This window comes from Streptomyces sp. NPDC107654, assembly GCF_055639035.1.
Window position 1 is genome coordinate 1 of sequence record NZ_JBVKBI010000021.1, and the last position, 26,027, is coordinate 26,027.

At 67.6% G+C, this 26,027-nt stretch carries 26 protein-coding genes, 1 tRNA gene and 1 pseudogene; 9 read left to right on the forward strand and 19 right to left on the reverse strand.

The window, feature by feature from the left end; translation table 11 throughout:
• Nucleotides 1–152 precede the first annotated feature (152 nt).
• The 4 genes from ACZ7N4_RS29380 to ACZ7N4_RS29395 form a co-directional block, all read right to left on the reverse strand.
• The gene (locus ACZ7N4_RS29380; RefSeq protein ID WP_471363763.1) at nucleotides 153–983 is read right to left on the reverse strand and encodes an MBL fold metallo-hydrolase; all 831 of its coding nucleotides are present in this window, start codon (nucleotides 981–983) and stop codon (nucleotides 153–155) included.
• Nucleotides 980–1,957, reverse strand: coding sequence for an NUDIX hydrolase (locus tag ACZ7N4_RS29385; RefSeq protein ID WP_471363766.1), 978 nt, complete (start codon nucleotides 1,955–1,957; stop codon nucleotides 980–982). Before ACZ7N4_RS29385 ends, ACZ7N4_RS29380 begins: the two co-directional genes overlap by 4 nt.
• Before the next feature lie 71 nt (nucleotides 1,958–2,028).
• A complete protein-coding gene (locus ACZ7N4_RS29390; RefSeq protein WP_471363769.1) occupies nucleotides 2,029–2,493 on the reverse strand; it encodes a RidA family protein in 465 nt (154 codons plus the stop codon).
• Nucleotides 2,490–2,660, reverse strand: a complete 171-nt coding sequence (locus ACZ7N4_RS29395) for a DUF4177 domain-containing protein (RefSeq protein ID WP_471363772.1) — start codon at nucleotides 2,658–2,660, stop codon at nucleotides 2,490–2,492. Before ACZ7N4_RS29395 ends, ACZ7N4_RS29390 begins: the two co-directional genes overlap by 4 nt.
• A gap of 107 nt (nucleotides 2,661–2,767) precedes the next feature.
• Here ACZ7N4_RS29395 and bagA point away from each other — a divergent pair, with 107 nt between their 5' ends.
• Together bagA and bagB are read left to right on the forward strand one after the other, a co-directional pair.
• Nucleotides 2,768–3,745 carry an ATPase BagA gene (bagA, locus tag ACZ7N4_RS29400; RefSeq protein WP_471363775.1) on the forward strand — a complete coding sequence of 326 codons (978 nt, stop codon included), beginning with the start codon at nucleotides 2,768–2,770 and terminating at the stop codon, nucleotides 3,743–3,745.
• The gene (gene bagB / locus ACZ7N4_RS29405; RefSeq protein ID WP_471363778.1) at nucleotides 3,742–5,067 is read left to right on the forward strand and encodes an ATPase BagB; all 1,326 of its coding nucleotides are present in this window, start codon (nucleotides 3,742–3,744) and stop codon (nucleotides 5,065–5,067) included. The genes bagA and bagB overlap by 4 nt, the downstream gene beginning before the upstream one ends.
• 278 nt (nucleotides 5,068–5,345) lie before the next feature.
• Here the strand turns inward: bagB and wblA are convergent, their stop codons facing one another.
• A complete protein-coding gene (gene wblA, locus ACZ7N4_RS29410) occupies nucleotides 5,346–5,684 on the reverse strand; it encodes a transcriptional regulator WblA (protein ID WP_030342575.1) in 339 nt (112 codons plus the stop codon).
• Between the two features lie 504 nt (nucleotides 5,685–6,188).
• Here wblA and ACZ7N4_RS29415 point away from each other — a divergent pair.
• Nucleotides 6,189–8,546, forward strand: a complete 2,358-nt coding sequence (locus ACZ7N4_RS29415; protein ID WP_471363781.1) for a transglycosylase domain-containing protein — start codon at nucleotides 6,189–6,191, stop codon at nucleotides 8,544–8,546.
• A gap of 141 nt (nucleotides 8,547–8,687) precedes the next feature.
• Here ACZ7N4_RS29415 and ACZ7N4_RS29420 read toward each other — a convergent pair whose 3' ends face one another.
• The gene (locus ACZ7N4_RS29420) at nucleotides 8,688–9,158 is read right to left on the reverse strand and encodes a GatB/YqeY domain-containing protein (protein ID WP_471363784.1); all 471 of its coding nucleotides are present in this window, start codon (nucleotides 9,156–9,158) and stop codon (nucleotides 8,688–8,690) included.
• Nucleotides 9,159–9,251: 93 nt separating this feature from the next.
• Between ACZ7N4_RS29420 and ACZ7N4_RS29425 the strand changes: the two genes are divergently transcribed.
• From ACZ7N4_RS29425 to ACZ7N4_RS29435, 3 genes are all read left to right on the forward strand, one after another.
• On the forward strand, nucleotides 9,252–10,181 hold the full coding sequence (locus tag ACZ7N4_RS29425; protein WP_471363787.1) for a metallophosphoesterase: 930 nt from the start codon (nucleotides 9,252–9,254) through the stop codon (nucleotides 10,179–10,181).
• Nucleotides 10,182–10,558: 377 nt separating this feature from the next.
• Nucleotides 10,559–11,317 (forward strand): Pr6Pr family membrane protein, encoded by a 759-nt coding sequence (locus ACZ7N4_RS29430; RefSeq protein ID WP_471363790.1) that lies wholly within the window; start codon nucleotides 10,559–10,561, stop codon nucleotides 11,315–11,317.
• Nucleotides 11,318–11,383: 66 nt separating this feature from the next.
• A tRNA-Pro gene (locus tag ACZ7N4_RS29435) sits at nucleotides 11,384–11,457 on the forward strand.
• 96 nt (nucleotides 11,458–11,553) lie between these two features.
• Here ACZ7N4_RS29435 and ACZ7N4_RS29440 read toward each other — a convergent pair.
• From ACZ7N4_RS29440 to ACZ7N4_RS29500, 13 genes and pseudogenes are all read right to left on the reverse strand, one after another.
• Nucleotides 11,554–12,723 carry a site-specific integrase gene (locus tag ACZ7N4_RS29440; RefSeq protein ID WP_471363792.1) on the reverse strand — a complete coding sequence of 390 codons (1,170 nt, stop codon included), beginning with the start codon at nucleotides 12,721–12,723 and terminating at the stop codon, nucleotides 11,554–11,556.
• Nucleotides 12,723–12,905, reverse strand: coding sequence for a helix-turn-helix domain-containing protein (locus ACZ7N4_RS29445; protein WP_058081318.1), 183 nt, complete (start codon nucleotides 12,903–12,905; stop codon nucleotides 12,723–12,725). The genes ACZ7N4_RS29440 and ACZ7N4_RS29445 overlap by 1 nt, the downstream gene beginning before the upstream one ends.
• Complete coding sequence (locus ACZ7N4_RS29450) at nucleotides 12,895–14,250, reverse strand: replication initiator (protein WP_471363794.1); 1,356 nt, start codon at nucleotides 14,248–14,250, stop codon at nucleotides 12,895–12,897. Before ACZ7N4_RS29450 ends, ACZ7N4_RS29445 begins: the two co-directional genes overlap by 11 nt.
• Nucleotides 14,251–14,358: 108 nt before the next feature.
• Entirely contained in the window at nucleotides 14,359–14,664 is a 306-nt protein-coding gene (locus tag ACZ7N4_RS29455) for a SpdD-like protein (RefSeq protein WP_471363797.1), read from the reverse strand.
• Nucleotides 14,665–14,684: 20 nt separating this feature from the next.
• The gene (locus ACZ7N4_RS29460) at nucleotides 14,685–14,840 is read right to left on the reverse strand and encodes a hypothetical protein (RefSeq protein WP_471363800.1); all 156 of its coding nucleotides are present in this window, start codon (nucleotides 14,838–14,840) and stop codon (nucleotides 14,685–14,687) included.
• Nucleotides 14,841–14,854: 14 nt separating this feature from the next.
• Nucleotides 14,855–15,034, reverse strand: coding sequence for a mobile element transfer protein (locus ACZ7N4_RS29465; RefSeq protein WP_471363803.1), 180 nt, complete (start codon nucleotides 15,032–15,034; stop codon nucleotides 14,855–14,857).
• A 13-nt stretch (nucleotides 15,035–15,047) separates the two neighbouring features.
• Nucleotides 15,048–15,743 carry a DUF2637 domain-containing protein gene (locus ACZ7N4_RS29470; protein WP_471363806.1) on the reverse strand — a complete coding sequence of 232 codons (696 nt, stop codon included), beginning with the start codon at nucleotides 15,741–15,743 and terminating at the stop codon, nucleotides 15,048–15,050.
• Nucleotides 15,744–15,830: 87 nt separating this feature from the next.
• Nucleotides 15,831–17,199: pseudogene (locus tag ACZ7N4_RS29475) on the reverse strand (FtsK/SpoIIIE domain-containing protein).
• A 5-nt stretch (nucleotides 17,200–17,204) separates the two neighbouring features.
• Complete coding sequence (locus ACZ7N4_RS29480) at nucleotides 17,205–17,552, reverse strand: SCO3933 family regulatory protein (protein WP_030339215.1); 348 nt, start codon at nucleotides 17,550–17,552, stop codon at nucleotides 17,205–17,207.
• Between the two features lie 179 nt (nucleotides 17,553–17,731).
• Nucleotides 17,732–18,553, reverse strand: coding sequence for an integrase (locus tag ACZ7N4_RS29485; protein WP_471363810.1), 822 nt, complete (start codon nucleotides 18,551–18,553; stop codon nucleotides 17,732–17,734).
• The gene (locus ACZ7N4_RS29490; RefSeq protein WP_471363813.1) at nucleotides 18,550–19,401 is read right to left on the reverse strand and encodes a sigma factor-like helix-turn-helix DNA-binding protein; all 852 of its coding nucleotides are present in this window, start codon (nucleotides 19,399–19,401) and stop codon (nucleotides 18,550–18,552) included. The genes ACZ7N4_RS29485 and ACZ7N4_RS29490 overlap by 4 nt, the downstream gene beginning before the upstream one ends.
• A 178-nt stretch (nucleotides 19,402–19,579) precedes the next feature.
• Nucleotides 19,580–19,969 (reverse strand): ATP-binding protein, encoded by a 390-nt coding sequence (locus ACZ7N4_RS29495; RefSeq protein ID WP_471363816.1) that lies wholly within the window; start codon nucleotides 19,967–19,969, stop codon nucleotides 19,580–19,582.
• A gap of 96 nt (nucleotides 19,970–20,065) precedes the next feature.
• A complete protein-coding gene (locus ACZ7N4_RS29500; protein WP_471363820.1) occupies nucleotides 20,066–20,914 on the reverse strand; it encodes a helix-turn-helix domain-containing protein in 849 nt (282 codons plus the stop codon).
• Nucleotides 20,915–21,363: 449 nt separating this feature from the next.
• On the opposite strand from ACZ7N4_RS29500, the gene ACZ7N4_RS29505 reads away from it, so the two are divergent.
• The 3 genes from ACZ7N4_RS29505 (at nucleotide 21,364) to ACZ7N4_RS29515 (ending at nucleotide 25,755) form a co-directional block, all read left to right on the forward strand.
• Nucleotides 21,364–22,833 carry an RNA-directed DNA polymerase gene (locus tag ACZ7N4_RS29505; protein WP_471363823.1) on the forward strand — a complete coding sequence of 490 codons (1,470 nt, stop codon included), beginning with the start codon at nucleotides 21,364–21,366 and terminating at the stop codon, nucleotides 22,831–22,833.
• Nucleotides 22,834–23,002: 169 nt separating this feature from the next.
• Nucleotides 23,003–23,638: an SMODS-associated NUDIX domain-containing protein gene (locus ACZ7N4_RS29510; protein ID WP_471364140.1), complete on the forward strand. Its 636-nt coding sequence runs from the start codon at nucleotides 23,003–23,005 to the stop codon at nucleotides 23,636–23,638.
• Between the two features lie 416 nt (nucleotides 23,639–24,054).
• Nucleotides 24,055–25,755, forward strand: coding sequence for a hypothetical protein (locus ACZ7N4_RS29515; protein ID WP_471363826.1), 1,701 nt, complete (start codon nucleotides 24,055–24,057; stop codon nucleotides 25,753–25,755).
• The last annotated feature ends 272 nt before the right edge of the window (nucleotides 25,756–26,027 follow it).

Genomic DNA, 26,027 nt, shown 5'->3' on the forward strand with positions numbered 1-26,027 from the left:
GCTGGACTGGTACAACTACCACCGACCCCACACCGGCATCAGCGGCCAACCACCAGCCAGCCGCGTCACCAACCTCTCCGGACAGCACACCTAGGGCCGTGGCTCGCCGACGAGTACACGCGCGTGCACGGCACCAAGGCGCCCCGCCCGGACTAGATCAGCCCGTGCTCGCCGAGGTAGTCCAGCTGGGCGCGGACCGACAGTTCCGCCGCCGGCCACAGCGAGCGGTCCACGTCGGCGTACACGTGGGCGACGACCTCGGCCGGGGTGCGGTGGCCGTTCTCGACCGCGGTCTCCACCTGGGCGAGCCGGTGGGCGCGGTGGGCCAGGTAGAACTCGACGGCGCCCTGGGCGTCCTCCAGGACCGGCCCGTGGCCCGGCAGGACGGTGTGCACGCCGTCGTCCACCGTGAGGGACCTCAGCCGCCGCAGGGAGTCCAGGTAGTCACCGAGCCGTCCGTCGGGGTGCGCCACGACCGTCGTACCGCGTCCGAGGACGGTGTCGCCGGTCAGCACGGCCCGGTCGGCCGGCAGATGGAAGGACAGCGAGTCCGCGGTGTGCCCGGGCGTCGGTACGACCCTCAGTTCCAGGCCACCGACGTCGATCACGTCCCCGGCGGCCAGGCCCTCGTCGCCGAGCCTCAGCGCCGGGTCGAGGGCACGCACGCGCGTGGCGGTCAGCTCGGCGAAGCGGGAGGCCCCCTCGGCGTGGTCGGGATGGCCGTGGGTGAGCAGGGTCAGGGCTATGCGCTTGCCGGCCTTCTCGGCCGTGTCGACGACGTTGCGCAGATGGCCGTCGTCCAGCGGGCCCGGGTCGATCACCACGGCCAGGTCGGAGTCGGGCTCGGCGACGATCCAGGTGTTGGTGCCGTCCAGGGTCATCACGGAGGCGTTGGGCGCGAGCACGTTGACGGCCCGTTCGGTGGCCGGGCCGGAGAGCACTCCGCCGCGGGGCTGGCCCGGCAGGACGTTCGCGTCGGTCATGCGGGGCCTCCACCGGTCGTCTCGGCGGGCGTCCCGGCGATCGGGCCGGCGATCCGACCAGCGGTCGTACCGGCTGCCGGCCCGGCGGTCGTCCCTGCGGTCGCCGGAGCCGTCGCCGGAGCGGTCGGGACGTGCTTGGTGAACTCGTCGTGCCCGGGCCAGGACAGGACGATCTCGCCGTCCTTCAGGCGGGCCCGGGCCAGCACCGGGGTCATGTCGCGCGCGGGCGCGGCGGCCAGCGCCTCGGCCGCGGTGCCGTACGGGAGCAGCTGGCGCAGGGTCGCGACGGTGGGCGGCATCATCAGCAGCTCGCCCTTGTCGTACCCGGCGGTGGCGTCCTCGGGGCGGATCCACACCGTGCGGTCGGCCTCCGTGGAGGCGTTCCGGGTGCGCTGGCCCTCGGGGAGGGCGGCCACGAAGAACCAGGTGTCGTAGCGGCGGGCCTCGAACTCCGGGGTGATCCAGCGGGTCCAGGCGCCCAGCAGGTCCGAGCGCAGCACCAGGCCGCGGCGGTCGAGGAACTCGGCGAAGGACAGCTCGCGGGCGACCAGGGCGGCGCAGTCGGCCTCCCAGTCGTCGCCGGTGGTGTCACCGACGACCGACTCCGGGTCGGGCCCGGCGAGCAGGACGCCGGCCTCCTCGTACGTCTCCCGCACGGCCGCGCAGACGATCGCCTGTGCGCCGGCCGCGTCGACGCCGAGCCGCTCGGCCCACCACGCGCGCGTGGGGCCCGCCCAGCGGACCTGGCGGTCGTCGTCCCGCGGGTCGACACCGCCCCCGGGGTACGCGTACGCGCCTCCGGCGAAGGCCATGGAGGCGCGTCTGCGCAGCATGTGGACGACCGGCCCGTCCGGGGTGTCCCGCAGGAGCAGCACGGTCGCCGCGCGCTTGGGGGACACCGGGGTCAGAGTGCCGTCCGCGAGCGCGCGGATGCGGTCGGGCCACTCCGGGGGGTACCACTGACCGTTCGCCATGGCCGGAGGCTATCCCGTGCAGGGCGAATGTTCGAGAGGTACCCGGGGCCCGTGGGAGCCGCCCCGGAGGACTACGGGGCCAGCTCGACCTGGATCTCGACCTCGACCGGGGCGTCGAGCGGCAGCACCGCGACGCCGACCGCGCTGCGGGCGTGCACGCCCTTGTCGCCGAGGACCGCGCCGAGCAGTTCGCTGGCGCCGTTGAGGACGCCCGGCTGCCCGGTGAAGTCGGCGGCCGAGGCGACGAAGCCGACGACCTTCACCACGCGCGCGATGCGGTCCAGGTCGCCTACGACGGACTTCACGGCGGCGAGCGCGTTCAGCGCGCAGGTGCGGGCCAGGTCCTTGGCCTCCTCCGGCGTGACCTCGGCACCCACCTTGCCGGTGACCGGCAGCTTGCCCTCCACCATCGGCAGCTGCCCGGCGGTGTAGACGTACACCCCGGACTGCACGGCCGGCTGGTACGAGGCCAGCGGCGGTACGACGTCCGGCAGGGTCAGTCCCAGTTCGGCCAGCTTGGCCTCGACCGCGCTCACGCGTCCTGCTCCGACTTCTCCCGCTTCAGGTACGCCACGAGCGACTCCGGGTTGGGCCCGGGCACGACCTGTACCAGCTCATAGCCCTGGTCGCCCCAGCTGTCCAGGATCTGCTTGGTGGCGTGGATGAGCAGCGGCACGGTCTGGTATTCCCACTTCTTGGTCATGGGGGCGACTGTAGCCGCTGTGGCCGGTGGGCCCGGGCGGCCACCACGGCCCCCGTTATCCACAGCCTCCCGCGTGAGTGTCGGCCGGACTGGTTAGTCTCGAATACGTGAGCAGGCTCCAGGTCGTCAGCGGCAAGGGCGGGACCGGAAAGACGACGGTCGCCGCCGCACTCGCGCTGGCCCTCGCGACCGAGGGGAAGCGGACGCTTCTCGTCGAGGTCGAGGGCCGGCAGGGCATCGCCCAGCTCTTCGAGACGGAGGCACTTCCCTACGAGGAGCGGAAGATCGCGGTCGCTCCGGGCGGCGGCGAGGTGTACGCCCTCGCCATCGATCCGGAACTGGCCCTTCTGGACTACCTCCAGATGTTCTACAAGCTCGGCGGCGCGGGCCGGGCGCTGAAGAAGCTCGGCGCGATCGACTTCGCCACCACCATCGCGCCCGGGCTCAGAGACGTCCTGCTGACCGGCAAGGCGTGCGAGGCCGTGCGCCGCAAGGACAGGTCCGGGAGGTTCGTGTACGACTACGTCGTCATGGACGCCCCGCCGACCGGCCGCATCACCCGCTTCCTGAACGTCAACGACGAGGTGGCGGGCCTCGCGAAGATCGGCCCGATACACAATCAGGCGCAGGCGGTGATGCGTGTGCTGAAGTCCCCGGAGACGGCGGTGCACCTGGTGACGCTGCTGGAGGAGATGCCGGTCCAGGAGACCGCCGACGGTGTCGCCGAACTGCGCGCGGCACGGCTGCCGGTCGGCCGGGTCATCGTGAACATGGTGCGGCCGGAGGTGTTGGACGCGGCCGATCTGGAACTCGTACGGACCGTGGAACGTTCATCGGTGGCGGAGGCGCTCTCGGCGGCCGGTCTGGGCGGGGCCCGGCGCGGCGGGAACGCCGAGCGGCTGGTGGACCCGCTGCTGGAGCAGGCCGCGGAGTACGCCGAGCGGTACGCGCTGGAGCACGAGCAGCGCGCGGTCCTCGGCGAGCTGGACCTGCCGCTGCACGAACTGCCGTTGTTCGCCGAGGGTGTGGACCTCGCGGGCCTGTACGAACTCGCCACCGAGCTGCGGAAGCAGGGGTTGTCATGAGTGCGGAGGAGACCAAGGCCCAGGACGGTGGCCGCCCTCGTCTCTGCCCCGCGCGCGTGCTCGACGTCGACTCACTGCTGGACGACCCGACGACGCGGATCGTCGTGTGCTGCGGCTCGGGCGGGGTCGGCAAGACGACGACCGCGGCGGCCCTCGGTCTCCGGGCGGCCGAGCGGGGCCGCAAGGTGGTCGTCCTGACCATCGACCCGGCCAGGCGGCTGGCGCAGTCGATGGGCATCGACTCCCTCGACAACGTGCCGCGCAGGGTGAAGGGCACCGACGGCGAGGGCGAGCTGCACGCCATGATGCTCGACATGAAGCGCACCTTCGACGAGGTCGTGGAGGCTCACGCGGACTCCGAGCGGGCCGCCGCGATCCTGGCGAATCCCTTCTACCAGTCGCTCTCGGCGGGCTTCGCGGGCACGCAGGAGTACATGGCGATGGAGAAGCTGGGCCAGCTGCGGGCGAAGGAGGAGTGGGACCTGATCGTGGTCGACACCCCGCCGTCCCGTTCGGCGCTGGACTTCCTCGACGCGCCCAAGCGGCTCGGCTCCTTCCTGGACGGCCGTCTCATCCGCCTGCTGACCGCCCCGGCCAAGCTCGGCGGCCGCGCGGGCATGGCGTTCCTCAACGTCGGCATGTCGATGATGACCGGCACGCTGGGCAAGCTGCTGGGCGGTCAGCTGCTCAAGGACGTACAGACCTTCGTGGCCGCGATGGACACCACCTTCGGTGGCTTCCGTACGCGCGCGGACGCCACCTACAAGCTGCTCCAGGCGCCCGGCACGGCGTTCCTGGTGGTGGCGGCGCCGGAGCGGGACGCGCTGCGCGAGGCCGCCTACTTCGTGGAGCGGCTGGCCGCGGAGAAGATGCCGCTGGTGGGTCTGGTCCTCAACCGGGTCCACGGCAGCGGCGCCGGCCGGCTGTCGGCCGAGCGAGCGCTCGCCGCCGCGGAAAATCTTGAGGACCCCCGCATTGTGGATCAGGCGGACGGGAAAGCTGGACTTCGTAACTCTCCCGACACGTACGGCAGTTCACAACCTCCCGCACCCGAGACCGCAGTCACCGCTTCCGAGGAAGGCTCCCCCGCCGACACGGAAAGCTCCGTCGACCGGCTCACCGCGGGCCTGCTGAGACTGCACGCCGATCGCATGCAGCTGCTCTCCCGTGAGCAGCGCACGCGTGACCGTTTCACCGCCCGCCACCCCGAGGTGGCGGTGGTCGAGGTGCCCGCACTGCCCGGCGACGTCCACGACCTCACGGGCCTCCGTGACATCGGGCACCGTCTGGCGGCCGGGCGACCGGAAGACACGGAAACGTAGGCCGACGGGGGCGCGAGGCGGGTGCGCGGTGGGCACCACGTGCGCGGTACGCATCACGTGCGCAGTGGGCGCGGCACACGGCACACGCACGGCACACAGGTGGCACGCAGGCAGCACGCGGCCGGCACGGACAGCACCCGGTTCACGCGTGGGTGCTTTTCCACGCTTTCGCGTGGCGTGGCGCGCGCGGCGGGCGCGGTGCCGGCAGCTCGCGACGGCCGCTCCCAAGGACCATGTGCCCGCGATGTGCCCGGGGACTGTGCCCCGGGTGCGTGCCCTCAGCTGACCGCCGCGTAGTTCTCGTACACCTCGTCGTTGTCGAGGGGCACGATCCCGATGCCCCGCTCGTACTCCGAGCGGGCGGTTTCCAGCAGCCTGCGCCACGAGGTCACGGTGGGCCGCCGGCGCAGCAACGCGCGGCGCTCCCGCTCCGTCATGCCTCCCCACACGCCGAACTCGACGCGGTTGTCCAGCGCGTCCGCCAGGCACTCGGTGCGTACCGGGCATCCGGTGCACACCGCCTTGGCCCTGTTCTGCGCTGCTCCCTGAACGAACAGTTCATCCGGATCGGTAGTGCGGCAGGCAGCCTGCGCACTCCAGTCGGTTACCCAGCCCATACCGGCGCCGTCCTCTCCCGAATCGAGGCTCCCCCACGGCGGCAGCGGCATATTCACCGCCGCCAGTTGAGGACGTTACGGAAGGTGGGGACAGCGCAACACCCCCTGCGGGCCCAATCTTGAATGGCCCGAACGGACTATGGGTAAGCGGCAGATCACCCGCGGGAGTGAGCTGGCGACATACGCGATCTACCCGGCAAACCGGGACAGTCGTGGTACGTCACACCGGACGCCAGGTGACACACGCGGCGGAACCGGACTCGCCTCTCTCAGGAGACGGAGCCCGTCCCCTGGGCACGCCCTGGGGATTTCGGGCTGCGTCCGGAACGATTCGGGGTCGCCGGACGTATGGATGGGGGACCGCGCTGCTGTGACAGTCGTGAGCAGCTTAGGCCAAGGCCTGCGCGCGTGTCCGGCGAATGGGAACGGAGAGCCCGCCACTTTGCCGTGCCGTGATGCGGTCGCTCCTTCGGAAGGCTCAACAGTACGGATTAGGCTGCCCCCATGCCAAAGAAGCGCCCGGGCGGCGGTTTGTCGCCCATGCAGCAGGCCGCCAAGTTCCTCGGCGTCAGTGTGCTCGCCGGAGCCGTGATGGCCGGTATCGCGCTGCCCGCTGCCGGTGCGCTGGGCCTCGCGGCCAAGGGCTCGGTCAAGGGCTTCGACGAGATCCCGGCCAACCTCAAGAGCCCTCAGCTGAGTCAGCGCACCACGATCCTGGACAGCCGGGGCGGCCAGATCGCGACCGTCTACTCCCGCGACCGTACGGTGGTCGACCTCAAGGACATCTCGCCGTACATGCAGAAGGCGATCGTCGCGATCGAGGACTCGCGCTTCTACAAGCACGGTGCCGTCGACCTCAAGGGCGTCCTGCGCGCCGTGAACAAGAACGCGCAGGAGGGCGGGGTCGCCCAGGGCGCCTCCACCCTCACCCAGCAGCTGGTGAAGAACTACTTCATCGAGGAGGCCGGCGACGACCCCACCAAGGTCGCCGAGGCCACCCAGCAGACGCTGGGCCGCAAGATCCGCGAGCTGAAGTACGCGATCCAGATCGAGGACAAGCTCGGCAAGAAGAAGATCCTCGAGAACTACCTGAACATCACCTTCTTCGGCGAGCAGGCCTACGGCGTCGAGGCCGCCTCCCAGCGCTACTTCTCCAAGCACGCCAAGGACCTGAATCTGCAGGAGTCGGCACTGCTGGCCGGCATCGTCCAGTCCCCGAGCCGGTACGACCCGGTGAACGACGAGGCGGAGGCCACCAAGCGGCGCAACATCGTCCTGCAGCGCATGGCCGAGCTGGGCGACATCTCCCAGAAGGAGGCCGACCAGGCCAAGGAGAAGCCGCTCGCGCTGCACACCAGCCGCCCCAAGAACGGCTGCATCACCGCCGCGAAGGGCGCCGGCTTCTTCTGCGACTACGTCCGCCAGGTCGTCCTCACCGACCCGGTCTTCGGCGAGACCAGGGAGCAGCGGGCCAAGCTCTGGAACCGGGGCGGCCTGACGATCCGCACCACGCTCGACCCGCAGGCCCAGAAGTCGGCACAGGCCTCCATCAAGGACCACGTCTACAAGAGCGACGCGGTGGCCACCGCCGCGACCGTCGTCGAGCCCGGCACCGGCAAGATCCTCGCCATGGGCCAGTCCCGTCCGTACGGCGTCAACGTCAAGAACGACGAGACGACGATCAACCTGTCCGTGAACTCGGACATGGGCGGCGGCGCCGGCTACCAGCCCGGTTCCACGTTCAAGCCGATCGTCGCCGCGGCGGCCGTCGAGGGCGGCAAGCCCCCGACGCAGGAGTACTCGTCGCCGTACGAGATGCCCTACCCGAGCCCGATCTCCGCGTGCGACGGCAAGGTGTGGCGCAACGACCCGTACCGGCCGGCCAAGCTGAAGAACGAGAACGAGTCCGAGCGCGGTCCGTACGGCATGGCGGAGGCGACCGCGAAGTCGGTCAACACCTACTACGTGCAGCTGATCAGCGACATCGGCATCTGCCCGGTCATCGACATGGCCAAGAAGTTGGGTGTGAAGCGCGCGGACGGCCGCAAGATCGACCAGGCGCCCTCCATCGCCCTCGGCACCCAGGAGATGTCCCCGCTGACCATGGCGAACGCGTACGCGACCTTCGCCGCGCGCGGGATGTACTGCACCCCGGTCGCCATCGAGTCGGTCACCCAGAAGGCCGGCAGCGAACAGAAGTCCCTTCCGGTGCCGAAGTCGACCTGCTCGCGGGCGATGTCGGAGAACACCGCGGACACGGTCAGCACGCTCCTCAAGGGCGTGGTCGAGGACGGTACGGGCCAGGAGGCCGGCCTCGGCAGCCGCCCGAGCGCGGGCAAGACCGGTACGACGGACGAGCGCTTCGCGGCCTGGTTCGTCGGCTACACCCCGAACATGGCGGGCGCGGTCTGGGTCGGCGACCCGCAGCACAAACGGAAGATGACCAGCATCACCATCGGCGGCGTCCCGCACGCCAAGGTCTACGGCGGTGAGGTTCCGGGCCCGATCTGGCGCGACATGATGAGCGGCGCGCTGGAAGGCAAGCCCGTGGAGGATTTCCATCTGATCGACATCCCGGACGACACCCAGGGGGATGATCAGGGAAAAGGAAACCGGGGGGACGACGGGAACAACGGGGACAACCAGGACACGACGGGACAGCTGATCGGCGGACTGATCGGCGGTCCGACGGAGGGGGCGGCGGCCGGCGGGGCAACCACGGGTGACGCGACCTCCGGCACGACCACCGGCACGACCGGCGGCACGTTCCCGACGCCGACGTTCTCCATCCCCGAGCACTTCATCGAGGGCCAGACGAACGGCGGCAACAACGGGAACGGCAACGGCGGCGGCCGGCGCTAGCCCGTTCGCCGTACGAGTTCGCTTCCCCTTCGCTTCCACTCGCTTCCACGACGGCGGGGCCGCGCCCGGATTCCGGGTGCGGCCCCGCCGTCGTATCGGAAAGACCCCGCAGGGGAGCCGTCGTAGCGGAACGGTGTCCGCTCAGCCGCCCTGGAGGAGCTTCTTCACCGCGGCGGCGACCCGGCCGCCCTCGGCCTGGCCGGCCACCTTCGGGTTCACGATCTTCATGACGGCACCCATGGCCCGCGGCCCCTCGGCGCCGGAGGCCTTCGCCTCCTCCACGGCCTGGGCGACGATCGCGTTCAGCTCGTCGTCGGACAGCTGCTTGGGCAGGTACTCGGCGAGCACCTCGCCCTCCGCCTTCTCCCGCTCGGCCTGCCCGGCACGGCCACCCTGCGCGAAGGCGTCCGCGGCCTCCCGGCGCTTCTTCGCCTCGCGGGTGATCACCTTGAGCACCTCGTCGTCCGACAGCTCCCGCTTCTCCTTGCCGGCGACCTCCTCCTTGGTGATCGCGGCGAGCGTCAGCCGGAGGGTGGAGGAGCGCAGCTCGTCGCGCTCCTTGATCGCGGCGTTGAGGTCGTCGTGCAGCTTCGACTTGAGCGTGGTGGTCATGGCCCGATTGTCGCAGGTGCACGCCCGGCGACGCCCGCGCATTTAACCGGCGGCCGGTCTCACACCGGCCAACCCGTCTGACACGATGGAGACATGCGCGCGCGATACGGAATTCCCCTGGGAATCGTGGCGGCCGGCACTGCCGGCCTGGTGTATGCGGCGGGCTTCGAGGCCCGCTCCTTCCGCCTCCGACGGGTCACCGTCCCGGTCCTGCCCCCGGGCATGCGCCCGCTGCGTGTGCTGCAGGTCTCCGACATCCACATGGTGAGCGGGCAGCGCAAGAAGCAGCGCTGGCTGCAGTCGCTGGCCGGGCTGCGCCCCGACTTCGTGATCAACACGGGCGACAACCTGTCGGACCCCGAGGGCGTCCCCGAGGTCCTGGACGCGCTGGGCCCGCTGATGGAGTTCCCGGGCGCGTACGTCTTCGGTTCGAACGACTACTACGGCCCCCGGCCCCGCAACCCCGCCCGCTACCTGCTGGAGAAGGTCCAGGGCAACCACGGCCTGAACGGCAACCCGCCGGTCGTCGGCGCGGTCCACAACCCGTGGGAGGACCTCCGGGACGGCTTCGACACGGCGGGCTGGCTGAACCTCACGAACACGCGGGGTGTGCTGAAAGTCGAGGGCGTCTCCATCGAGCTGACCGGCCTGGACGACCCGCACATCAAGCGCGACCGCTACGCCCAGGTGGCCGGCGGCCCGTCCGGGACGTACGACTTCTCGCTCGGCGTGGTCCACGCGCCGTACCTCCGCGTCCTCGACCGGTTCACGGCGGACGACTATCCGCTGATCCTGGCCGGCCACACCCACGGCGGGCAGCTGTGCATCCCCTTCTACGGCGCCCTGGTCACCAACTGCGACCTGGACACCGACCGCGTGAAGGGCCTCTCCACGCACACGGCGGAGGGCCGTACCGCCCACCTCCACGTCTCGGCGGGCTGCGGCACCAGCCGCTACACCCCGGTCCGCTTCGCGTGCCCGCCGGAGGCGACGTTGCTGACGCTGGTGAGCAAGGAGCGGTAGAGGGTGCGGTGAGGGGCGCTCCGGCGCTGGCTGGGGTGCCGGGGCTCGGGATGCCCGTGTGACGGGTGCGGTGAGGGGCGCTCGGCGCTGGGCTGGGGTGCCGGGGCTCGGGATGCCCCTGTGACCGGTGCGGTGAGGGGCGCTCGGCGCTGGGCTGGGGTGCCGGGGCTCGGGGTGCCCCTGTGACCGGTGCGGTGGGAGGCACTCCGAAGGGCGCCGGTGCGGTACTGGTGCCGCTGCCCTGGGAGTCCCGGGGGATTCCACTGGAATGTGCGCTGCCCCAGGGGCCTGAGGATCCCACCGGGGTGCCCTGGGGGCGTAACCCACCTGGGCGAATCCGCGTGGCCGTGCCCCTCCCCCGCTCCTAGCGTGAGGGCATGACCGCCCCGATACCCAGGGACATCCCGGACCTGCCCGCGGTCCCGGGCCCGCCCCTGCTGTTGCCCGCCCCGGTCCCGGCCGCGGCGGTGGTGGCCCCGGTCCGCCGCCCCGTAGCCGCGGTGTTCCGTCTCCTGACCGCCGTGGCGGCGGCCGGCGGCGTCGCCCTGGAACTCCTCATCGGCCCCCCGGCCCGCATGCTGAGCTACTTCAGCGTCCAGACCGGCGTCCTGCTGACCCTGGTCATGTTCCTGTCGGCAAACCGAGCCTGGCGGGCCCGCCGCCCGCTCCCCCCTGCGGTGACGGGCGCCGTACTCCTCTACGCCCTCACCTCGGCGCTGGTATACCACCTGCTCCTGGGCCACACGACGCCCCCGTTCTCGATGACCGGCGCGACGACGCCCCCCGAGCGCTGGCACGCCCAGTGGGCGGCCCTCCAGATCCTCCACACCCTGGTGCCGGCAGCGGCCCTGCTGGACTGGCTCCTGCTCACCCCCGCCACCCGCCTCCACCTGCGCCAGACGGCGGCGTGGCTCCTCTACCCCCTGGCCTACCTGACCTTCTCCCTCACCCGGGCCGCCGTCCTGCCACCCACCAGCCCGTCGCGCTACCTCTATCCCTTCCTGGACGCGACAGCCCACGGCTACCGCAGCACCCTGGCCAACGCCCTCCTCGTCGGCCTCGCGATCTACGCCCTGGCCGTCCTCCTGGTAGCCCTGGACCACACCCGCCCGACCCCGGTCCGCCACGGCGCCTGAACCGGATTTCGTCTCCAGCCCCCAGTGGGCTAAAGTAAACGTCGTCGCCGCGGGAAGCAGCGACACCGGGGTGTAGCGCAGCTTGGCAGCGCGCTTCGTTCGGGACGAAGAGGTCGTGGGTTCAAATCCCGCCACCCCGACAGCCGAAACAGCAGGTAGACCACCTAGGAACGTTCCTAGGTGGTCTACTTGTTTTTGCCTGCGTGTCTATCTGAGTGACTAACGCTTCTGCGTGTCTACGAGCGCCGATCCTGCGTGCCGAAGATGCCGTCCATGACCACGGCGCCGGTCTGGATCACGGGCCGGATCTGCTTCCGGTAGACCTCCTCGGTGACGGCGGTCCCGGAGTGCCCGACGAGCCGCGAGATCTCCTCCAGGGGGACGCCCCGGTCGGACAGCAGGGACACAAAGCTGTGCCGCAGCTCCCGAGGCGTCCACTCCTCCGCGTTGATTCCGTCGATGCCCTTGAGCGCCTGGCGGAAGGCGCGGCGGACGTTGGCGGCATCGAGCGGCTTGCCCACGGCCGACGAGAAGACCAGGCCGTGTTCCTCCCACTCCTCATCAGCGGCGAGCCGGTCCCACCCCTGGTCCTCGAACTGCTGCCAGAGGGCGTCCACGCATCGCGCCGGCAGGGCGAGCGTGCGCCGGGACTTCCGGGTCTTGGTGTCCCCACTCCTCCGCACCGACCGCCAGACCGCGATGTGCGGAGGCTGCGGCGGGTCGAGGTCCGGCCGGCCCTTCAGGAAGACGTGGTCCCAGGTGAGAGCCCGCAGCTCCTCGGTGCGGGCTCCGGTGAGCAGGGCGACGACGATGTACGCGTACATCGAGGTCCCTTCGGCGCCCTTGAGCACGGCCTCGGCCTGGGCGAAGGTGAGCGCCTTGGACGGACGCCCCGCCTGCCCCTGAGGCACCGAGCACAGCTCGACGACGTTGCGCTTCACCTTGTCCCGCGCCATGGCCCGCTTGACCGCACGGTTGAGACAGGAGTGGATTCCCTGGAGCGTGCGCGTGCTGAGCGTTTTCGCCTTGGTGGCCAGCCAGCGGTCTACGTCCTCCGCACTCAGCTCACGCAGCTTGCGGGCGCCGAGCGATGGAATCACGTGCTTCTCGCTCAGGAGCCTCACGGTCTCAACGGTGCTGGGGTCGAGGCCGACCAAGCCGTACGTCAGCCAGTCCGTCACAGCGTCCTTGACCGTGTAATTGGTGGGCGCGATGGCGAGGCCGTCTTCGTGGTCCCGCAGCACCTCCTTGAGCTTGTTCTTCGCCTCCGTCTTGGTCTTGCCACTCCCCCGCTTGACGATCCGCTTGCCGCTCGGATCGAAGCCCAGGTTCGCCGTGGCGATCCACCGTTGCCGCTTCTCGTCCCAGTGCAAGCCGCCGTCACCGCGGCTCCGACGCTTGGTCATCAGGCCGCACGCTCCATCTGTCCGGCGATGAAGTCGCCCAGGGCGGAGGCGGGGATGCGCCGGCACCGGCCGATGGTGACCGAGGGCAGGCGTCGCGTACGAATCAGGTCGTACACCTTGGAACGGCCGAGCCGCAGACGGGCCATCACCTCAGCAACGGTCAGAAGTTCGTCATCGTGCACGGTCGGGTTCTCCTTGTGCGTCAAGAACGGCTGATCGAGAGGGTGAGAAGACGGCTTCCGCGTCTGTCAGTCCGGTTCCGGCGAAGCGCCAGTGGGAGAGGACGAGGACGAGGACGGTGTCCGGGTCGGGCAGCGGGTGGCCCACCTCGGCGGCGCGTGCGCGGGCCAAGGCTTCGTTGTGGTCGACGCGTTCCTGGCGGAGGGCGCCGAGGGTCACGGAGTAGGACCGGGACTTGGTGGAGAAGTGGCCGCGGAAGCCGAGCATGTGGGCCCACTTGCGCAGGTGCAGGGCTTCGAGTTCGGGGAGCACACCGAGGTGCCAGCAGGAGAGGATCATCCGCCGGGCGTGGTCGGTGACGCCGGAGCCGATCAGGTCCGTGATCGGGTTGCGGACGGGACGGTCCAGGGTGCCGGCGGTCTCGGCGCCCTTGGTGGCGTACTTGGCGATGTAGGCGGCCACGGCCCGGCTGGACAGCTCCGAGGTTCCCGCGAAGTCGGCGGAGCGGATGGGGCGGATGTCGAGCTGGTCACCGAAGCGGAAGGTGTACGTGCGGCCGTCGAGGGTTGGGCCGGGCGCTTCGGCGAGACTGGCCGCAGTGCGGATCGCGTCGGTGAGGAGTTCGGTCGTGGCCCAGGCCGGTGGGGTGGACTCGGCACCGCCCGGGCCGTCGAGGCGGATCACCGCGTGGAAGTGGACGGCGCCGCGCCGCTGGTACTCGGCGACCTTGGCGTACGACACCTTGAGGCAGTCGCGCAGCGCGGTCCGGGTGACGCCCGCGCGGGAGGCGAGCTGCTGGCGCAGGTAGGTGGTGAAGCGAGCCCAGAGGGCACCAGCGTGGGCGTTCCAAAGGACAGCCGCCCGGTAGTCGTACCGCTCCGCGTTCAGCGGTGTGCCCAGGGCGGGGTCGTCCTCCGGGTGGGAGCGCCCGCAGCGGCAGCGGCCACCGGCGGGGCGGTTGTGGACGGGACCGAAGGAAGGGGCGGTAAAGGTGGCGAAGACGCGTGGGTGTCGGGCGACTGCTGGGCCGATGCCCTTGCCGCCGCTCAGTCCGGCCGTGACCAGGTGGAAGGTGTCCTTGCGGTATGTCTCGGCGCAGGTGGCGCACCGGGAGGCGCGGCGGTTGTTGCAGCGGATGAGGAGCTGTCCGGCAGGAAGGTCGCGGTCGATGACTTCCCGGACGATCTCGCCCGTGGCGGCATGGACGTCGAGTCGGTGGCCCTCCATTCGTACGGGCCGCTCACAGCCGCCGAGGCGCTGGATCTGCCGGGCGTAAGCACTCACGTCACCGTGCCGGGCGAGGGCGGCCAGATGACGGATGGCTCCCAGGGGAGCCGGCGGGCGCATGTGCGGGTTCCTCCTTGGGTGGTCGTGTGTTGGGGTGGCTGCCTGGCTTGCCTGTGCTGTCCAGGGGCCTAGACAGCACAGGCAAGCCAGGCGGAGGCAGCCGTCGAATCAGCGGCGGGTGAGCAGGGAGCGGGTGACGACGGCGCAGACGGCGACCGAGGTGGCGGTCAGGGCGACGGCGAGGAGCATCGAGACGAGGACGGCACCGACGACCAGGACCACGGCGGTGCCGCCGCCGACGAGGGCGAGAACGGTTCCGGGACTGAGCTGGACGGCCGGGCGGGAAGCGGCCGGAGCCTGGGAGGCCGGCGGCGTGGTCGAGGGGGCCGGGGTGACCGTGGTCGGCTCGATGATGGTGGGAGGGGTGACCAGGCCAGTCGGCTGCGGCATGGTCGGGATCTTCGGCCGGAACATGAGGGATCTCCTTTCGCGAGCTACTTGATGAAGGAGTTGATGACGGGGGCCAGGAGGCTGTCGGCGAGGAGGTAGCCGCCGAGGAGGAGTACGGCGATGAGCCACCAGGGCGGGCGGATGAGCTTGACGCCGAGGCCGCCGACGACGAGCAGCGCGAGCCAGAGCGGAACGTCCATGGGGTGGTCTCCTGTCAGGCCGAGCAGCGATGGGTACGGGCGGCGAGTTCGGCGGCGGCGCGGGAGTCGTACTCGGCGGAGAAGTCGCAGCGGGGCGCGGTGCAGGCGGCCAGGTGGCGGTTCCTGCCACGGTCGACGTAGGAGGCGATGTTCACGGGGCCGATGCGGCGGACGTTGCGGAAGCGGCGGTGCATGGCGGTGCTCCTCTCAGAGGTGGGCGGCGACGGACGCGGTCATGGACGGGGGCAGGCCGAGCCGGGCGCGTACCGCGTCGGGGTCGGCGGGGCGGCCGGTGGCCGAGCGGTGTTCGTCGGCCAGGGCCCGGACACGGTCGATGAGGACGGGCGGCAGCGCGACGGCGGGGCGGGACGGCGGAGCCGGGACGGATTCCGGCTCGGCGGTGGTGGGCTCGGGAGCCGGTGCTGGCAGCGCATCCAGTGCGGGCGCGTCGACGGCGGCCGACGTGGTGGCCTGTTCCTCGGACGGATCGGCCGTCGGCGATACCGGGACCGCCGACGTGTCCGGGCCGTGCGGTGTGTGGGCCAGGAGGGTGCCGCCGAAGAAGGCGACGGCGGGCCAGCCCGCGACGACGACGCGGAGCGAGGCGGGGACGTGGTCCAGGTCGAGGAGTCCGGCGGTGGCGACGTTGGCGCCGAGAGATGCGGTCAGCGCCAACACGAACCACAGCCGCGGGCTCCCGGCCGCTTGCCCCGCTCGCTGTGACTGGCGCATCCGTCGCCAGGCGGCAACGAGCAGCAGGTCCACGCTGACGGGATAGGCCCACGCCTTCCATCCGCCCTGTCCGGCCGCCGCGGCGAGGTCGTGCAGGTGCGAGAAGGACAGGGCGCCCGCGATGACTGCCTGAACGACAACGGCGTCCACGCGGACCAGGTAGGCACGCATCGGCTCCGGTTCCTTCCTGCTTTGGGCATGGGAGGGGTAGGGACATGGCGCGAGGCGGTCACGCCGGCCGAGAGGTGATGGAGCGGGCTACTCGGTCACCGGGCGCGCGGTGGGCGCGACAGCGGTAACGGAGGACGACCCGGCGGATTCGACGAGCAACGGTGGGCCGGAAGGAGTCGAGCCGGGGCAGTTCCGGGACCAAGGCCAAGGTGTCACGGCAGACGGTCGCCGCGTCGGCGAGGGTGAGGTGGGGCGAGCGGACACGGGACCAGCCGCCGGAGGAGTCGCCGACGACCGCGACACCAGGCCGTTCGGCGGGGATGGAAGTTGCGGCCAGCGCAGCCTCAGACGAGATGTCGGCCAGCGCCATGTTCGCCGAGGCTTCGTCGTTGACACGGTGGCAGACGCGGCCGGTCAGCTGAGCGCGCAGCATGGTCGCGCCCTTGCCGAGTTCGGCACCGAAGCGCTGCCCGCAGACTTCAAGGTAGATGCCGGCCGCGCGGCCGAGCTGGGCGAGGCGGATGAGCTTGGTGACCATGGCGTCCCGCCGCTTTTCGTCGTCTTTGTTCGCGGCGAGGAAGAGTTCCGCCACCTCGTCCACGACGACCACGACCGGCACCGGCCGCACCGCTTCGGGCAGCCCCCACACGTCCGAGGTGAGGACGACGTCCGGGCCGGTCCCGCCACTGAGACCGATGAGTCGGAACCGTGCCTCCATCTCTTCCACCAACACGTCCAGGAGTTCGTTCGCGCGGTCCGGCTCATCGGCGAGCGCAGACAATCGGGGTGCAAACGGGGCCAGTTCGACGCCCCACTTGCAGTCGATCCCAACGAGCACGACCGGTTGCCGGGCCAGGCCACACAGCAGGTTGCGCAGGTACACCGACTTACCGGACTGCGTGGCGCCCAGGATCAGTTCGTGCGGCACGGTGCGGAAGTCTCGTACGTGCCAACGGCCGTCCTCTCGCAGTGCCAAGGGCAGGCGGAGCGGGCCGACCGACAGCCGACGGCGGGCGGGGTGTACCTCGGCGAGAACGTCCCAGCCGACCAGGCGCAGTTCGAGCCACCCCGGTTTCGTGGGGCGCACGTACACGGCATGGGCTCCCCAGGCGTGCCGCAGCCGGTCGGCCGAGGCGGTGAAGTCCTCGGGCGCCTGTCCGGTCGCCATACGCAGCCGCATCACGAGGCCGGACCCGGTCGGCAGTGGGAAAGTCCGCCGGGGCGGTACGGGCGCCGCCTGCCGCCCCATCATCCGGGCAGTGGCCCGGCGCACGGCTGAGGCCGGGACCGTCAGGCCACACGCGTCCATCGTCGCCCGGTACGAGACGAGCAAGCGCAGCGCGACCACCGGATACCCGACCAGCCACCAGAACACCACCGGCATGCGGCGACGCGCCACCAGGAGCACGACCAGGACCAGCAGGACCGGTAACAGCACGCGCACTGTGTCGGCCATGGCGGTCAGCCCTGCGCCGCGACCGGCGCGTTGACCATGACGGCGTCGGCCCGGTAGGCGATGCCGTGACGGGTCCGCCCGCCGAACTCGCTCTCCCAGGGCCGGGCCACCAGGCCCGACAGGATGACCGGCGCTCCCATGACCAGACCGTCTCCGATCCCCTGCTCCGGAACGGTGACCTTGATCATGTCCGAACCACCGGCCGCGATGAACACCACCTCCAGCGTCATGAGCCGCTGATTGGTCACCGGGTCCACGGCGACCTCACCGGTCTGCCGGTCCCTGACCTTCACCTCCGGCAGCTTGGTGACGAGCAGCGTCGCGGCCGAGGTGTCTACGGGGATGACTCGCATCAGTACCTCACTGAGTTGTCGGCGCCTTCGCTGATCGGCGCCGCTCGAACTGGATACCCCCCTAGACAGCACTGGGGGGACGACCACCCAACTGTCTAGGGGGGTCGACAGTAAGGTAACCGACACCCCATCAACTGTCTAGGGGGGTATACGAGGTGGCTCCTGTCCGTGCGAACGCGCTACGGCAGGGTCCAGTGAAGGACGGTCGCGTCGTCGTGTGTCTTCCCGCGCGGCCAGCGGCGACCATGCAAGTCACAGTCCTCGGCCTCGCGAACCCGGCGGATCAATTCATCCGGCCCGCAGGAACTCAGGACAGCCAGCGCCCCTTCCCAGTCCGCTAGTTCGAAGCGGTCGACAAGTCGCGTTGCCCCATCGCTCAGCAGCGTCACCGACGCCAGTGAATCGAGGGGGACCGTCCCCGTCAGGGCACGCTCAGCGGCTTGGGGGTCGGGGCCGGCGATCCAGAAGCCGCCCGGCCGGTTGCGGAGCTCCGTCAAGGCCTCCCGATACTCGGCGAGTGCGGCGGAGTGCTCGGGTGAGCCGGTCGGCAGTGCGTCAACCGGTCCGCGTAGCCGCTTGCCGACCTCGTCCAAGCGCCGGTCGGTGATGACAGTCGTACCGTCGCACTTGTCCGCCAGGAGCAGGGAGGAGTCACCGAGGACGAGGTATTCCAGTCCCCCGAGGCCGACCCGCGCGGCGACGACCGTACTGGTCGGACTGGCCCGATAAGCCAGGTCGCAGCTGTCCTCGTGCAGGGATCGGACGAGGCGAATCGAGTCGGCGAGGCACTCGGCGAGGGTCCGTGCGGGGTGCGCGGTGATGTTGCGCAGCAGCAGGCCGCCCAGCGTCCCGGAGAACCAGGCGACCCCGTGTGTGCACCCAGTCTCGGCCCCGGCGACGCCAGCACCGTCGAGCAGTACGGCCGCGCCAGCACCGGCAGCGGCGAAGTCCTCGTTCTCCCGACCGGGAACAGCCGGCAGCGTGGCGAGGTCGATCCTCACGCCGCCGCTTCCTCATCATGCCGGTACAGGGGGCAAAGCAGTTCCACGGACCGCGGTTCGCTGGTCTCCGGGTCGTACTCGACACCCACCAGCGTGGAGAACTGGTGATCGCCGACCTGCCCCCACAGAGTGTTCAGGTGGTTGGCGAGCAGCTGGACGACACCGAGGGAACCCTGGGTGTGGATACCGGCAATGGCGAGCAGCGAACCGTTTCCGTCCGGGCGCGAGAGCCGGCCGAGGTATCCGACGTCGTACGGCCGGGCCGGATCACTGTCCTGCCCGGAGCGGTGCACGGTACCGGTCTGCCGGTCCACCACCGTCCAGGGCCCGTCTTCTGCGCGCTGCCACTGCAAAACGGGATCCTGGGCGTACGTATCCCACATCGCCTGGGACATGCGCGGACCGCAGACGACGATCAGGCCGTCGCGGTTGAGGTCGATCTCACCACTCACCGGCACGTGCTCCGAGGTGACGTCGAGCCCATACGTCCGCGCCAGCTCCTCCAGTCGCTTGCCGGAGCTGACGTCATCCACGGCAACGACAGTGCGCCCGCGCTCGTCGTCTCGCCGCAGCGGTGTGGCGACAGTGACGGCACCGCGACCGAGGAAGGCCCCCTCCGGCGCCGGGCCGGTGTGCCGGATCTGGTGAATCCGCCCACGGCTCAGGCCGGCCTTTGCGGCGATCTGGGCGTACGACAGCCCTTGCGCATGCAGGTCCTGCACCACCCGCCGACGGAGGCGGGCCAACTCGGTCACCTCCTGCTGGGCGTCCGCCAACCGGGTCGTGACCTCGCGCAGGAGCAGGTACGGATCGTCAATCGCCATGATCCGTTGCAGTTCGTCCGACATGACCTCACCTCCCAGCAGCAGTACCCAGGAGTCTAGGGCCCTAGACGGTATGGGCTGCAGGCGCCGCCCGGAACGCACGCCGATCACGTAGAACCGCGATCTCCTCCGAGGCACACCCCTCGGGCTCACACCCCACCGCCGACGAAACGGCCCCCCGCACGCGCCGCACACTGCACGCTCATGCGCTCGCCCGCACCAGCTCCGCCCAGACGGATCGCCCGTCGGGCAAGATCGTGTAACCCCAGTTCTTCGCCAAGGCATCAATCAGCCGTAGCCCCCGACCCCCCTCTTCGTGGCTGGTGGCGGGGCACAGGTGAGGCACGCGGTCGCCGCCCTGGTCGACCACTTGGATCCGCACGAGGTCGTCGCCCATGCCGACAACAACCAGGAACCAGCCACCCACCACGCCGCTGCGCGTGTGCCGCAGGGCGTTGGTTGCCAGCTCGCTCACGACCAGGAGGGCGTCCTCGACCGGGCCTCGATCCGCAAGCAGGGAGGCGACGAAGTGACGAGCCTGAGGGACCTCTTCCGGCAAGCCGGGGAAGACACGGCACCACTTGGTGAGCATGAGAACCTCTCCGTTCGTCTAGGGGTCTAGACAGCGCTGGCGGCAGAGTATTCCCAGTCCGATGCAGCAATCTAGGCATCGAGAGGAATTATTCCTCTAAGGAGTGAGAGTGTCTCCCAAGTCGCGGAACTCCTTCATCAACTGCAACAGCAGCTCACGCACATCGGACCCGAAGACGGCAGCGCGCTCGAAGCGAGCGAAGGTCTGCTCGTAGGCGGCCACTTCAGCGGCGTCAGTGGACACCCGCTCGCTGTCGAAACTCTCGATCACGACCGCCCGCTGATCGCACATGGTGAAGCCGTGCCGCGGCAGCACCGGCACCGGCCGGCGCCAGGGAACCACCCCGAGCCGTACCGTGCTCAGGCTCTCCACCGCCAGCAATCGGTCGAACTGCGCGAGCATCAGCGCCGGACTTGCCGGCCAGGTACGCAACACGGCTTCGGTGATCACGAACACCGACTCCCGCCCCGGCTCGTACAACACGCTCTGCCGATCCACACGGGCAGCGACGGCCCGACCGACAGCCTCAGGCGTCGCACGAGGAGCACTCTCGAAGACGTGCCGGGCGTACTCGGCGCTCTGCAACATGGCCGGCAGAACGACACACTGGAACGAGCGCACCGACTGAGCGGAACGCACCTCTTCGTCAACGGTCGCACCCGTGACGTCATCACCGACAGAGGACTCGGAGGTCTCGGCGGCGACCACGGCCGCCAGCAGCTCCCGCACCTCGCGAGCGACCGACTCATCGAGGCCGAGGGCGCCCAGGAGCCGGTCGAGTACATCCCGGCTCGGAACCATGCGCCCGGTCTCGATCTTGGACACGGTCGGCTGTCCCACGCCTGCCCGCCGCGCCAGCACGGCACCCGTCAGGCCGGACTTTCCACGAAGCACACGAAGACGCGCTCCCAGCGCCTTCATCCGCTCCCGCCGCTCACTCCCCATGTCCAGGGTTCTACACCACGAGCCAGCAGGTGCCGGTACGGCCGGACACACGATCACCAGCTGAGCATGATTCAAACTTTCTCTACTGGTTCAAGGCGGCTCGCTCCGCTCCCCGCGCGCGGCCCGGCCCCCGGCCGGGCCTGCGCTCCTGTCTCCGCCCCGCTCCAGCCCGGCCGGCGCCCGTGCCGCGCACAGCGATCAGCCGCCTCATGCCAGCTAGATACGCATGGCTGAGGGTCCCACGCCCTCCCCCCACCGGCCCGGATCCCGCGTCCAAAAGATCACGACGAGGTCGGCAACAAGCGTATGGCCCACTGATCACGTGCGACCTGGACCAAGTAGGCCACCGGCTAGACCCGCTCCGCCGGCCTTGGAAGAAGACTGGAGCTCAGACACACCCACCGCTAAACTACGCCGCATTATTCCCACTTAATGAGCGGCGGGGGCTAGTGGCGAAGGAAGAGTATCTAGAGCGCGCGGCCCGCCGCCTATTTTTTGTTGAAGTTCGCAAAGAACTACCTGACATCATAAACTTCAGCGACGTGAAAGAGCAGTGGGATATTTACCGGGACAGAATTCTCAAACATATTTCGAACTCACACGTCGCGCCCGCCAAGGTGGAGATCGTAGAACATCCCAAGAACCCCATCTCAGTACGCCCGCTGGCTCGCTTCGACATCAAAGACCGTTTAACCTATGAAACGTTGGCACTGGAGGTGTCACACGCGGTGGATCGGTTAATTCCATCCAACGTATTCAGCTACCGGCTCAACAAAAGTCAAATTCATTCAGTTGGCGACTGGCTAGCAATGAGGAAGAGCGCCCGAAAGTTGCTCCTGTCTGATCCTAGCCTCATGATGGCCAGAACAGACATCTCTGCTTTCTACGAAAATATAGATATAGAAATCCTCAACTTGGACCTCATTCAAGCCGGAGTCCACCTTCCCCTTGTCGGGCAGATTTACTCATTCCTGGAAGGCTTCCAAAACCAGTCGGAAGCCTGGGGTTTGCCGCAAGGATCCAGCGCCTCCGGAGTTTTGTCCAACATCTACCTTCTCCCCTTCGATGAGTATGTTCGGCTGTCAGGAATCAAACATGTTCGCTACTCTGATGACACTTATCTATTTGGTAGCAATTGGGAAAGTCTGAGGTCATCCCTGGCCGGCGCCAACCAAGCATTGCGTGCTCGGCGTCTCACGCCTTCCGCACAAAAAACCGAGATCCTCAACCGTGACAAGTCAATCAATTATCTGGATGACCACAATCGCAATCTGATTGCATACTTCCACTCGCTGGGCAAACCACAGGCGAGGGAGCTGCTGAGCAGACTTTTTCGTGACGCGACCGTAAAGGCGCCGCCATACGAGAGGGATGTGAAGTTTTCCCTGACGCGCTTTAGGCAGAGTCAAGACGCAACTGCCGCCGCTTGGGCCCTGGATAATCTAAAAGAACTGCATCACATTTCCGACCAGATACTCCGCTACGTGGAGGCTATTCCTGGTTACCGAAAGGATCTAATCAGCACGCTGGAAGCCGTGGTGACGGACTACTCACTGCTCCACTATCCCTTTCTAGAGCGCAATATTCTGCACTGTGCTCTACGACAAGGCATACGCTCTAAGGCCCTAAAGGACAATGCGTGGAAGGTTCTACGCGACAGGAACCGGCCCAACTATCCACGCGAGTTTGCCGCGCGTTACATAGGACGGAACTCGGACGTGGCCGATGGCCCATTGTTGAAGATGCAGTACGAGTCCGAACACAGCGAGCCGATCAAGCGGGCACTTCTGATCGCAATGCATGAGTGCGGGTACATATCAGATTCGCTCCTTCGAGGCCTCGAAAGGACGTCTGATTCAGAATTGAACTGGACCGCCCGATATCTACTCAACGTGTCCGAAATACCCCTACCCGTCTAGAAACCCTGGAGTCATTTTGCTGCGGGCAACACTTTACGTAGTCGTCCTAGTTACCCTCCTCGCTCTCGGTTTCTCCTTTCAGAATACGACGTTTGGCGACCTGTCCGTCGGGGCCTTTCTAGCACTCGCAGTACCAACTGGACTATCACTTTACGCGAGCCGGGTGACCATGCGGCTCTACTGGTACTCGCTGCGATACCGGAATCGCACCGTGCGAATCTCTGCCGCATATCTTTTCCGCATCAAGCTGGACGGAAAATATCTTCTAGTTCGGGGTTCACGCTTCCCTCACTACCAACCAGTGGGAGGTGTATTCAAGTTCTCCACCCAAGGACAAGCCTTTCTTGAATCAATCGGTGCACTGGACGATGACCTAGTCGCCATCGATCCGAAGAGTAAGTCAGACCTAAGGATCAGGGTACTCGGTAGGCATCTACCAAAGTTCTACTCATGGTTCGACGACCGACGTGGACGTGAAGACTCGCCATGGCGCGAGTTTTACGAGGAACTCGTGGTCACGTCAGCCCTACCACATGAAAAATTCCCATACATTTTCCATGATTACCAGGGGCGAATCGTAGATAAGATCCGATACAGCCCTCACGCAAATTCGCTCGAAGTCCTGATAGCGGACATTTACGAGCTACTTCCGACTAGCGAGCAAGAGCATGTACTAAGAGATACACTCGCTTCAAATATGACAGACATTGGGTGGTTTACACGAGACGCGATCGAGCGTCGCGGTGCTCTCCCGGGGGCCACCTCAGGTACCCCGATTGCCGAGCATGCACAAAAGATCCTTTAAGCCCTGCCGGTCGCAGCATCTTCTAGCCCACTCCACCAGTTCGGTTGGGCGAGTTGCTCATCACGACTCGAGCGCACGCTGAGATGACAGGTCGGCTGCATGGTCAAGACTGAGGCGTTCCGGTGCGGCATCAGACGCCTCAAATCAGATGCCGGCGTATGAAGCCATGCGGCATCATGCGAAGTTGTCACGTTGCCGCAGGGAGGGGACCCATGGGGAGGGCCAGTCGTCGCAGGCAAGAGTTGCGCGAACCAGCGAAGTCAGAGGCCGAACGCTTGCGGAGGACGGCCAGGTACGCGCGAAGGGCCCAGCGTCGTGCAAGCGCACGAGGGTCCTCCATTGCCGAATACGAGGCGATGGCCGCGATGGGCAGTAAATATATTGTGGAAGCACTAATAGCCCGCCACAACTCGCGCATGATCGCCGTCGAAAAAATGCCCGCGGCCTCTATCGAGCCGATCATGTCTGCCCTGCTCTCTATCGGATATACCGACGTCGCCTTCCGTCAGCTAGGCGTTTCTCGAGACCGATCACCGTCCTCTTATGGCGCCAACTGGATCGATCATCTGGCATGGGGGGTCGACAGCGTCTACGCGGCAGCCCGCCTTGTCTTCTGCGGGCAATTCATGGGTGCTACCGCGATTCTAAGGTCACAATTTGAGCGATGGGCCGAAAACGCTGCATACAACACCGGCGTCACACACAGAATCGGCGAGCCAGCAGCCAGTTACTACGGACGGGCCTGGGCCAAGTGCCACGAGGACTATACGTTTGCGCGGCGTGTGATAAGGAATCCAGACGCCCCTGCTGCTCCAGCATGGGACGAGGAAACGGAGCAACATTCATCAGACGGCCCATCAGTCAACGTTGGACTGGACCACGAGGTGCATCCCGTGGAACTGATGGAATCAATGTCTGAGTTCCTTCATGGACGCGGCCCATGGAGCGAATTGGCATATTGGGACGCTGGGCGACTGTTTGACGCCGAATCGCCGAGTATCCTGAGGGACGCTTCAGAAAGCCTCGCAGACGTAATCACACTGATCCTTCGCCAAGTCAGACTTTGTCTTGCCACAGCAGCAGACGAGCAGGGCAGGATGGATCTTCCCGCCAAGATCCTTTCGCGATCCTTCGAAAGAGCGTACGCCGGCTCAGTCGGCCCAAAGTTCTGGTCCTTGGCCCCTTTACTACCAAAGGCTGGTTTGCGGCCAGAAGTAGTGGTTGGCCTGGAGGACGCCGCAAGAGCACACACAGAGGTGATGTTGGGGCGCCGTCCAGCCGGAAGGCTCTATAGAGACGACGAGTTTGCCCACTTGCACTTCTATGAGCGCCGAGCCAGAGCAGCTAAGTGGGCACTGAAGGCATTTCGCGAGGAAAAGGGTAAGATAGGACATCTAGACTTCGAATACCTCGAAACTAGAGACTTTCGGTACATGCTTGCGAGCGAAATGGCGGGCATTCTTGCCGTATGGCTAGAGGGAAGCCCTGCTGGAGACGCTGCGGCTTCTTGCTCTTCCGCCCTTCGCTCCGCATACTGGCTTTGGCTTGAGGACGACGACCGCGCCCTGGCAGCACTTCGCATCGTCCTGGAGCAAAGCGCCAGAATGAGAACGTGGACTGAGAAGCCGGACAAGGCATCGAAGTTGGCGGCTTCGCCGTCCACGACGCCGAAGGACTGGGTTAAAGCTGCTGGATGGAATCGTCTTCGCGCCCTAACTAAAGCTCTAGGCGAATTCTCGCATGGTCATGCGAATGTTCGTTTTGAAGGGGCGCGGGAAATTCTGGAGAAAATACAAGCTGGCGACGTGGACCCTGACGACAGTATTCACCTGGCCCGGGGCCATGCTCTTGACGCTCTCACTATCCTGCTACTGACCGAATCAGTAAACACCGCGTCCAAGGTATCAACGCTGATAGGCGATGCATTCCTGGAAATTGTCGATGATGTGGTGATGAATAAAGAGAACCTAGCGAGTCGCAGGGAAGAGCTGCTAAACCGAACGCTCGCCCAGAGAGACACACCGTTGGGGGACTACTCGTTCCACGGTCCGGCAGACGCATTGCGCGCAGATTCTAATCACTCATCTGGAAGCGATAACAGCGACGGTAGCCTCTGACTGCAACGTCGCCATACATGAGCGCCCGTGGAGGTACTTAGAGGCACACGCCCCACCCAGCCTTGACACCGGTGCGGGGGTGACCCAGCCATTGCGTTGAACTCCTAAAGCGGGTCTCGCAGGTTCGAACTTTGCCGGGGACACCAGACCAGCGGGGCCTCACCTACGGATTTCGCAGGTGAGGCCCCGCTGACATCTACGGTTGATGTCCTGAGCGCCAAACGGAGGCTTCCGTGTGCGCCGTCATTACGTGCCGGCCGTCGTGACTTACT

What these genes read in the sequence shown, in the direction of transcription:
- ACZ7N4_RS29515 (WP_471363826.1), top strand. Translation starts at nt 24,055, where the DNA reads ATGATCGCCGTCGAAAAAATGCCCGCGGCCTCTATCGAGCCGATCATG.
- bagB (WP_471363778.1), top strand. Translation starts at nt 3,742, where the DNA reads ATGAGTGCGGAGGAGACCAAGGCCCAGGACGGTGGCCGCCCTCGTCTC.
- ACZ7N4_RS29480 (WP_030339215.1), bottom strand. Translation starts at nt 17,552, where the DNA reads ATGCGAGTCATCCCCGTAGACACCTCGGCCGCGACGCTGCTCGTCACC.
- ACZ7N4_RS29470 (WP_471363806.1), bottom strand. Translation starts at nt 15,743, where the DNA reads ATGCGTGCCTACCTGGTCCGCGTGGACGCCGTTGTCGTTCAGGCAGTC.
- ACZ7N4_RS29440 (WP_471363792.1), bottom strand. Translation starts at nt 12,723, where the DNA reads ATGACCAAGCGTCGGAGCCGCGGTGACGGCGGCTTGCACTGGGACGAG.
- ACZ7N4_RS29420 (WP_471363784.1), bottom strand. Translation starts at nt 9,158, where the DNA reads ATGACCACCACGCTCAAGTCGAAGCTGCACGACGACCTCAACGCCGCG.
- ACZ7N4_RS29415 (WP_471363781.1), top strand. Translation starts at nt 6,189, where the DNA reads ATGCCAAAGAAGCGCCCGGGCGGCGGTTTGTCGCCCATGCAGCAGGCC.
- ACZ7N4_RS29430 (WP_471363790.1), top strand. Translation starts at nt 10,559, where the DNA reads ATGACCGCCCCGATACCCAGGGACATCCCGGACCTGCCCGCGGTCCCG.
- ACZ7N4_RS29510 (WP_471364140.1), top strand. Translation starts at nt 23,003, where the DNA reads ATGCGGCTCTACTGGTACTCGCTGCGATACCGGAATCGCACCGTGCGA.
- ACZ7N4_RS29455 (WP_471363797.1), bottom strand. Translation starts at nt 14,664, where the DNA reads ATGTTCCGGCCGAAGATCCCGACCATGCCGCAGCCGACTGGCCTGGTC.
- ACZ7N4_RS29490 (WP_471363813.1), bottom strand. Translation starts at nt 19,401, where the DNA reads ATGTCGGACGAACTGCAACGGATCATGGCGATTGACGATCCGTACCTG.
- ACZ7N4_RS29395 (WP_471363772.1), bottom strand. Translation starts at nt 2,660, where the DNA reads ATGACCAAGAAGTGGGAATACCAGACCGTGCCGCTGCTCATCCACGCC.
- ACZ7N4_RS29465 (WP_471363803.1), bottom strand. Translation starts at nt 15,034, where the DNA reads ATGCACCGCCGCTTCCGCAACGTCCGCCGCATCGGCCCCGTGAACATC.
- ACZ7N4_RS29450 (WP_471363794.1), bottom strand. Translation starts at nt 14,250, where the DNA reads ATGCGCCCGCCGGCTCCCCTGGGAGCCATCCGTCATCTGGCCGCCCTC.
- ACZ7N4_RS29460 (WP_471363800.1), bottom strand. Translation starts at nt 14,840, where the DNA reads ATGGACGTTCCGCTCTGGCTCGCGCTGCTCGTCGTCGGCGGCCTCGGC.
- ACZ7N4_RS29385 (WP_471363766.1), bottom strand. Translation starts at nt 1,957, where the DNA reads ATGGCGAACGGTCAGTGGTACCCCCCGGAGTGGCCCGACCGCATCCGC.
- ACZ7N4_RS29425 (WP_471363787.1), top strand. Translation starts at nt 9,252, where the DNA reads ATGCGCGCGCGATACGGAATTCCCCTGGGAATCGTGGCGGCCGGCACT.
- ACZ7N4_RS29500 (WP_471363820.1), bottom strand. Translation starts at nt 20,914, where the DNA reads ATGGGGAGTGAGCGGCGGGAGCGGATGAAGGCGCTGGGAGCGCGTCTT.
- wblA (WP_030342575.1), bottom strand. Translation starts at nt 5,684, where the DNA reads ATGGGCTGGGTAACCGACTGGAGTGCGCAGGCTGCCTGCCGCACTACC.
- ACZ7N4_RS29380 (WP_471363763.1), bottom strand. Translation starts at nt 983, where the DNA reads ATGACCGACGCGAACGTCCTGCCGGGCCAGCCCCGCGGCGGAGTGCTC.
- ACZ7N4_RS29495 (WP_471363816.1), bottom strand. Translation starts at nt 19,969, where the DNA reads ATGCTCACCAAGTGGTGCCGTGTCTTCCCCGGCTTGCCGGAAGAGGTC.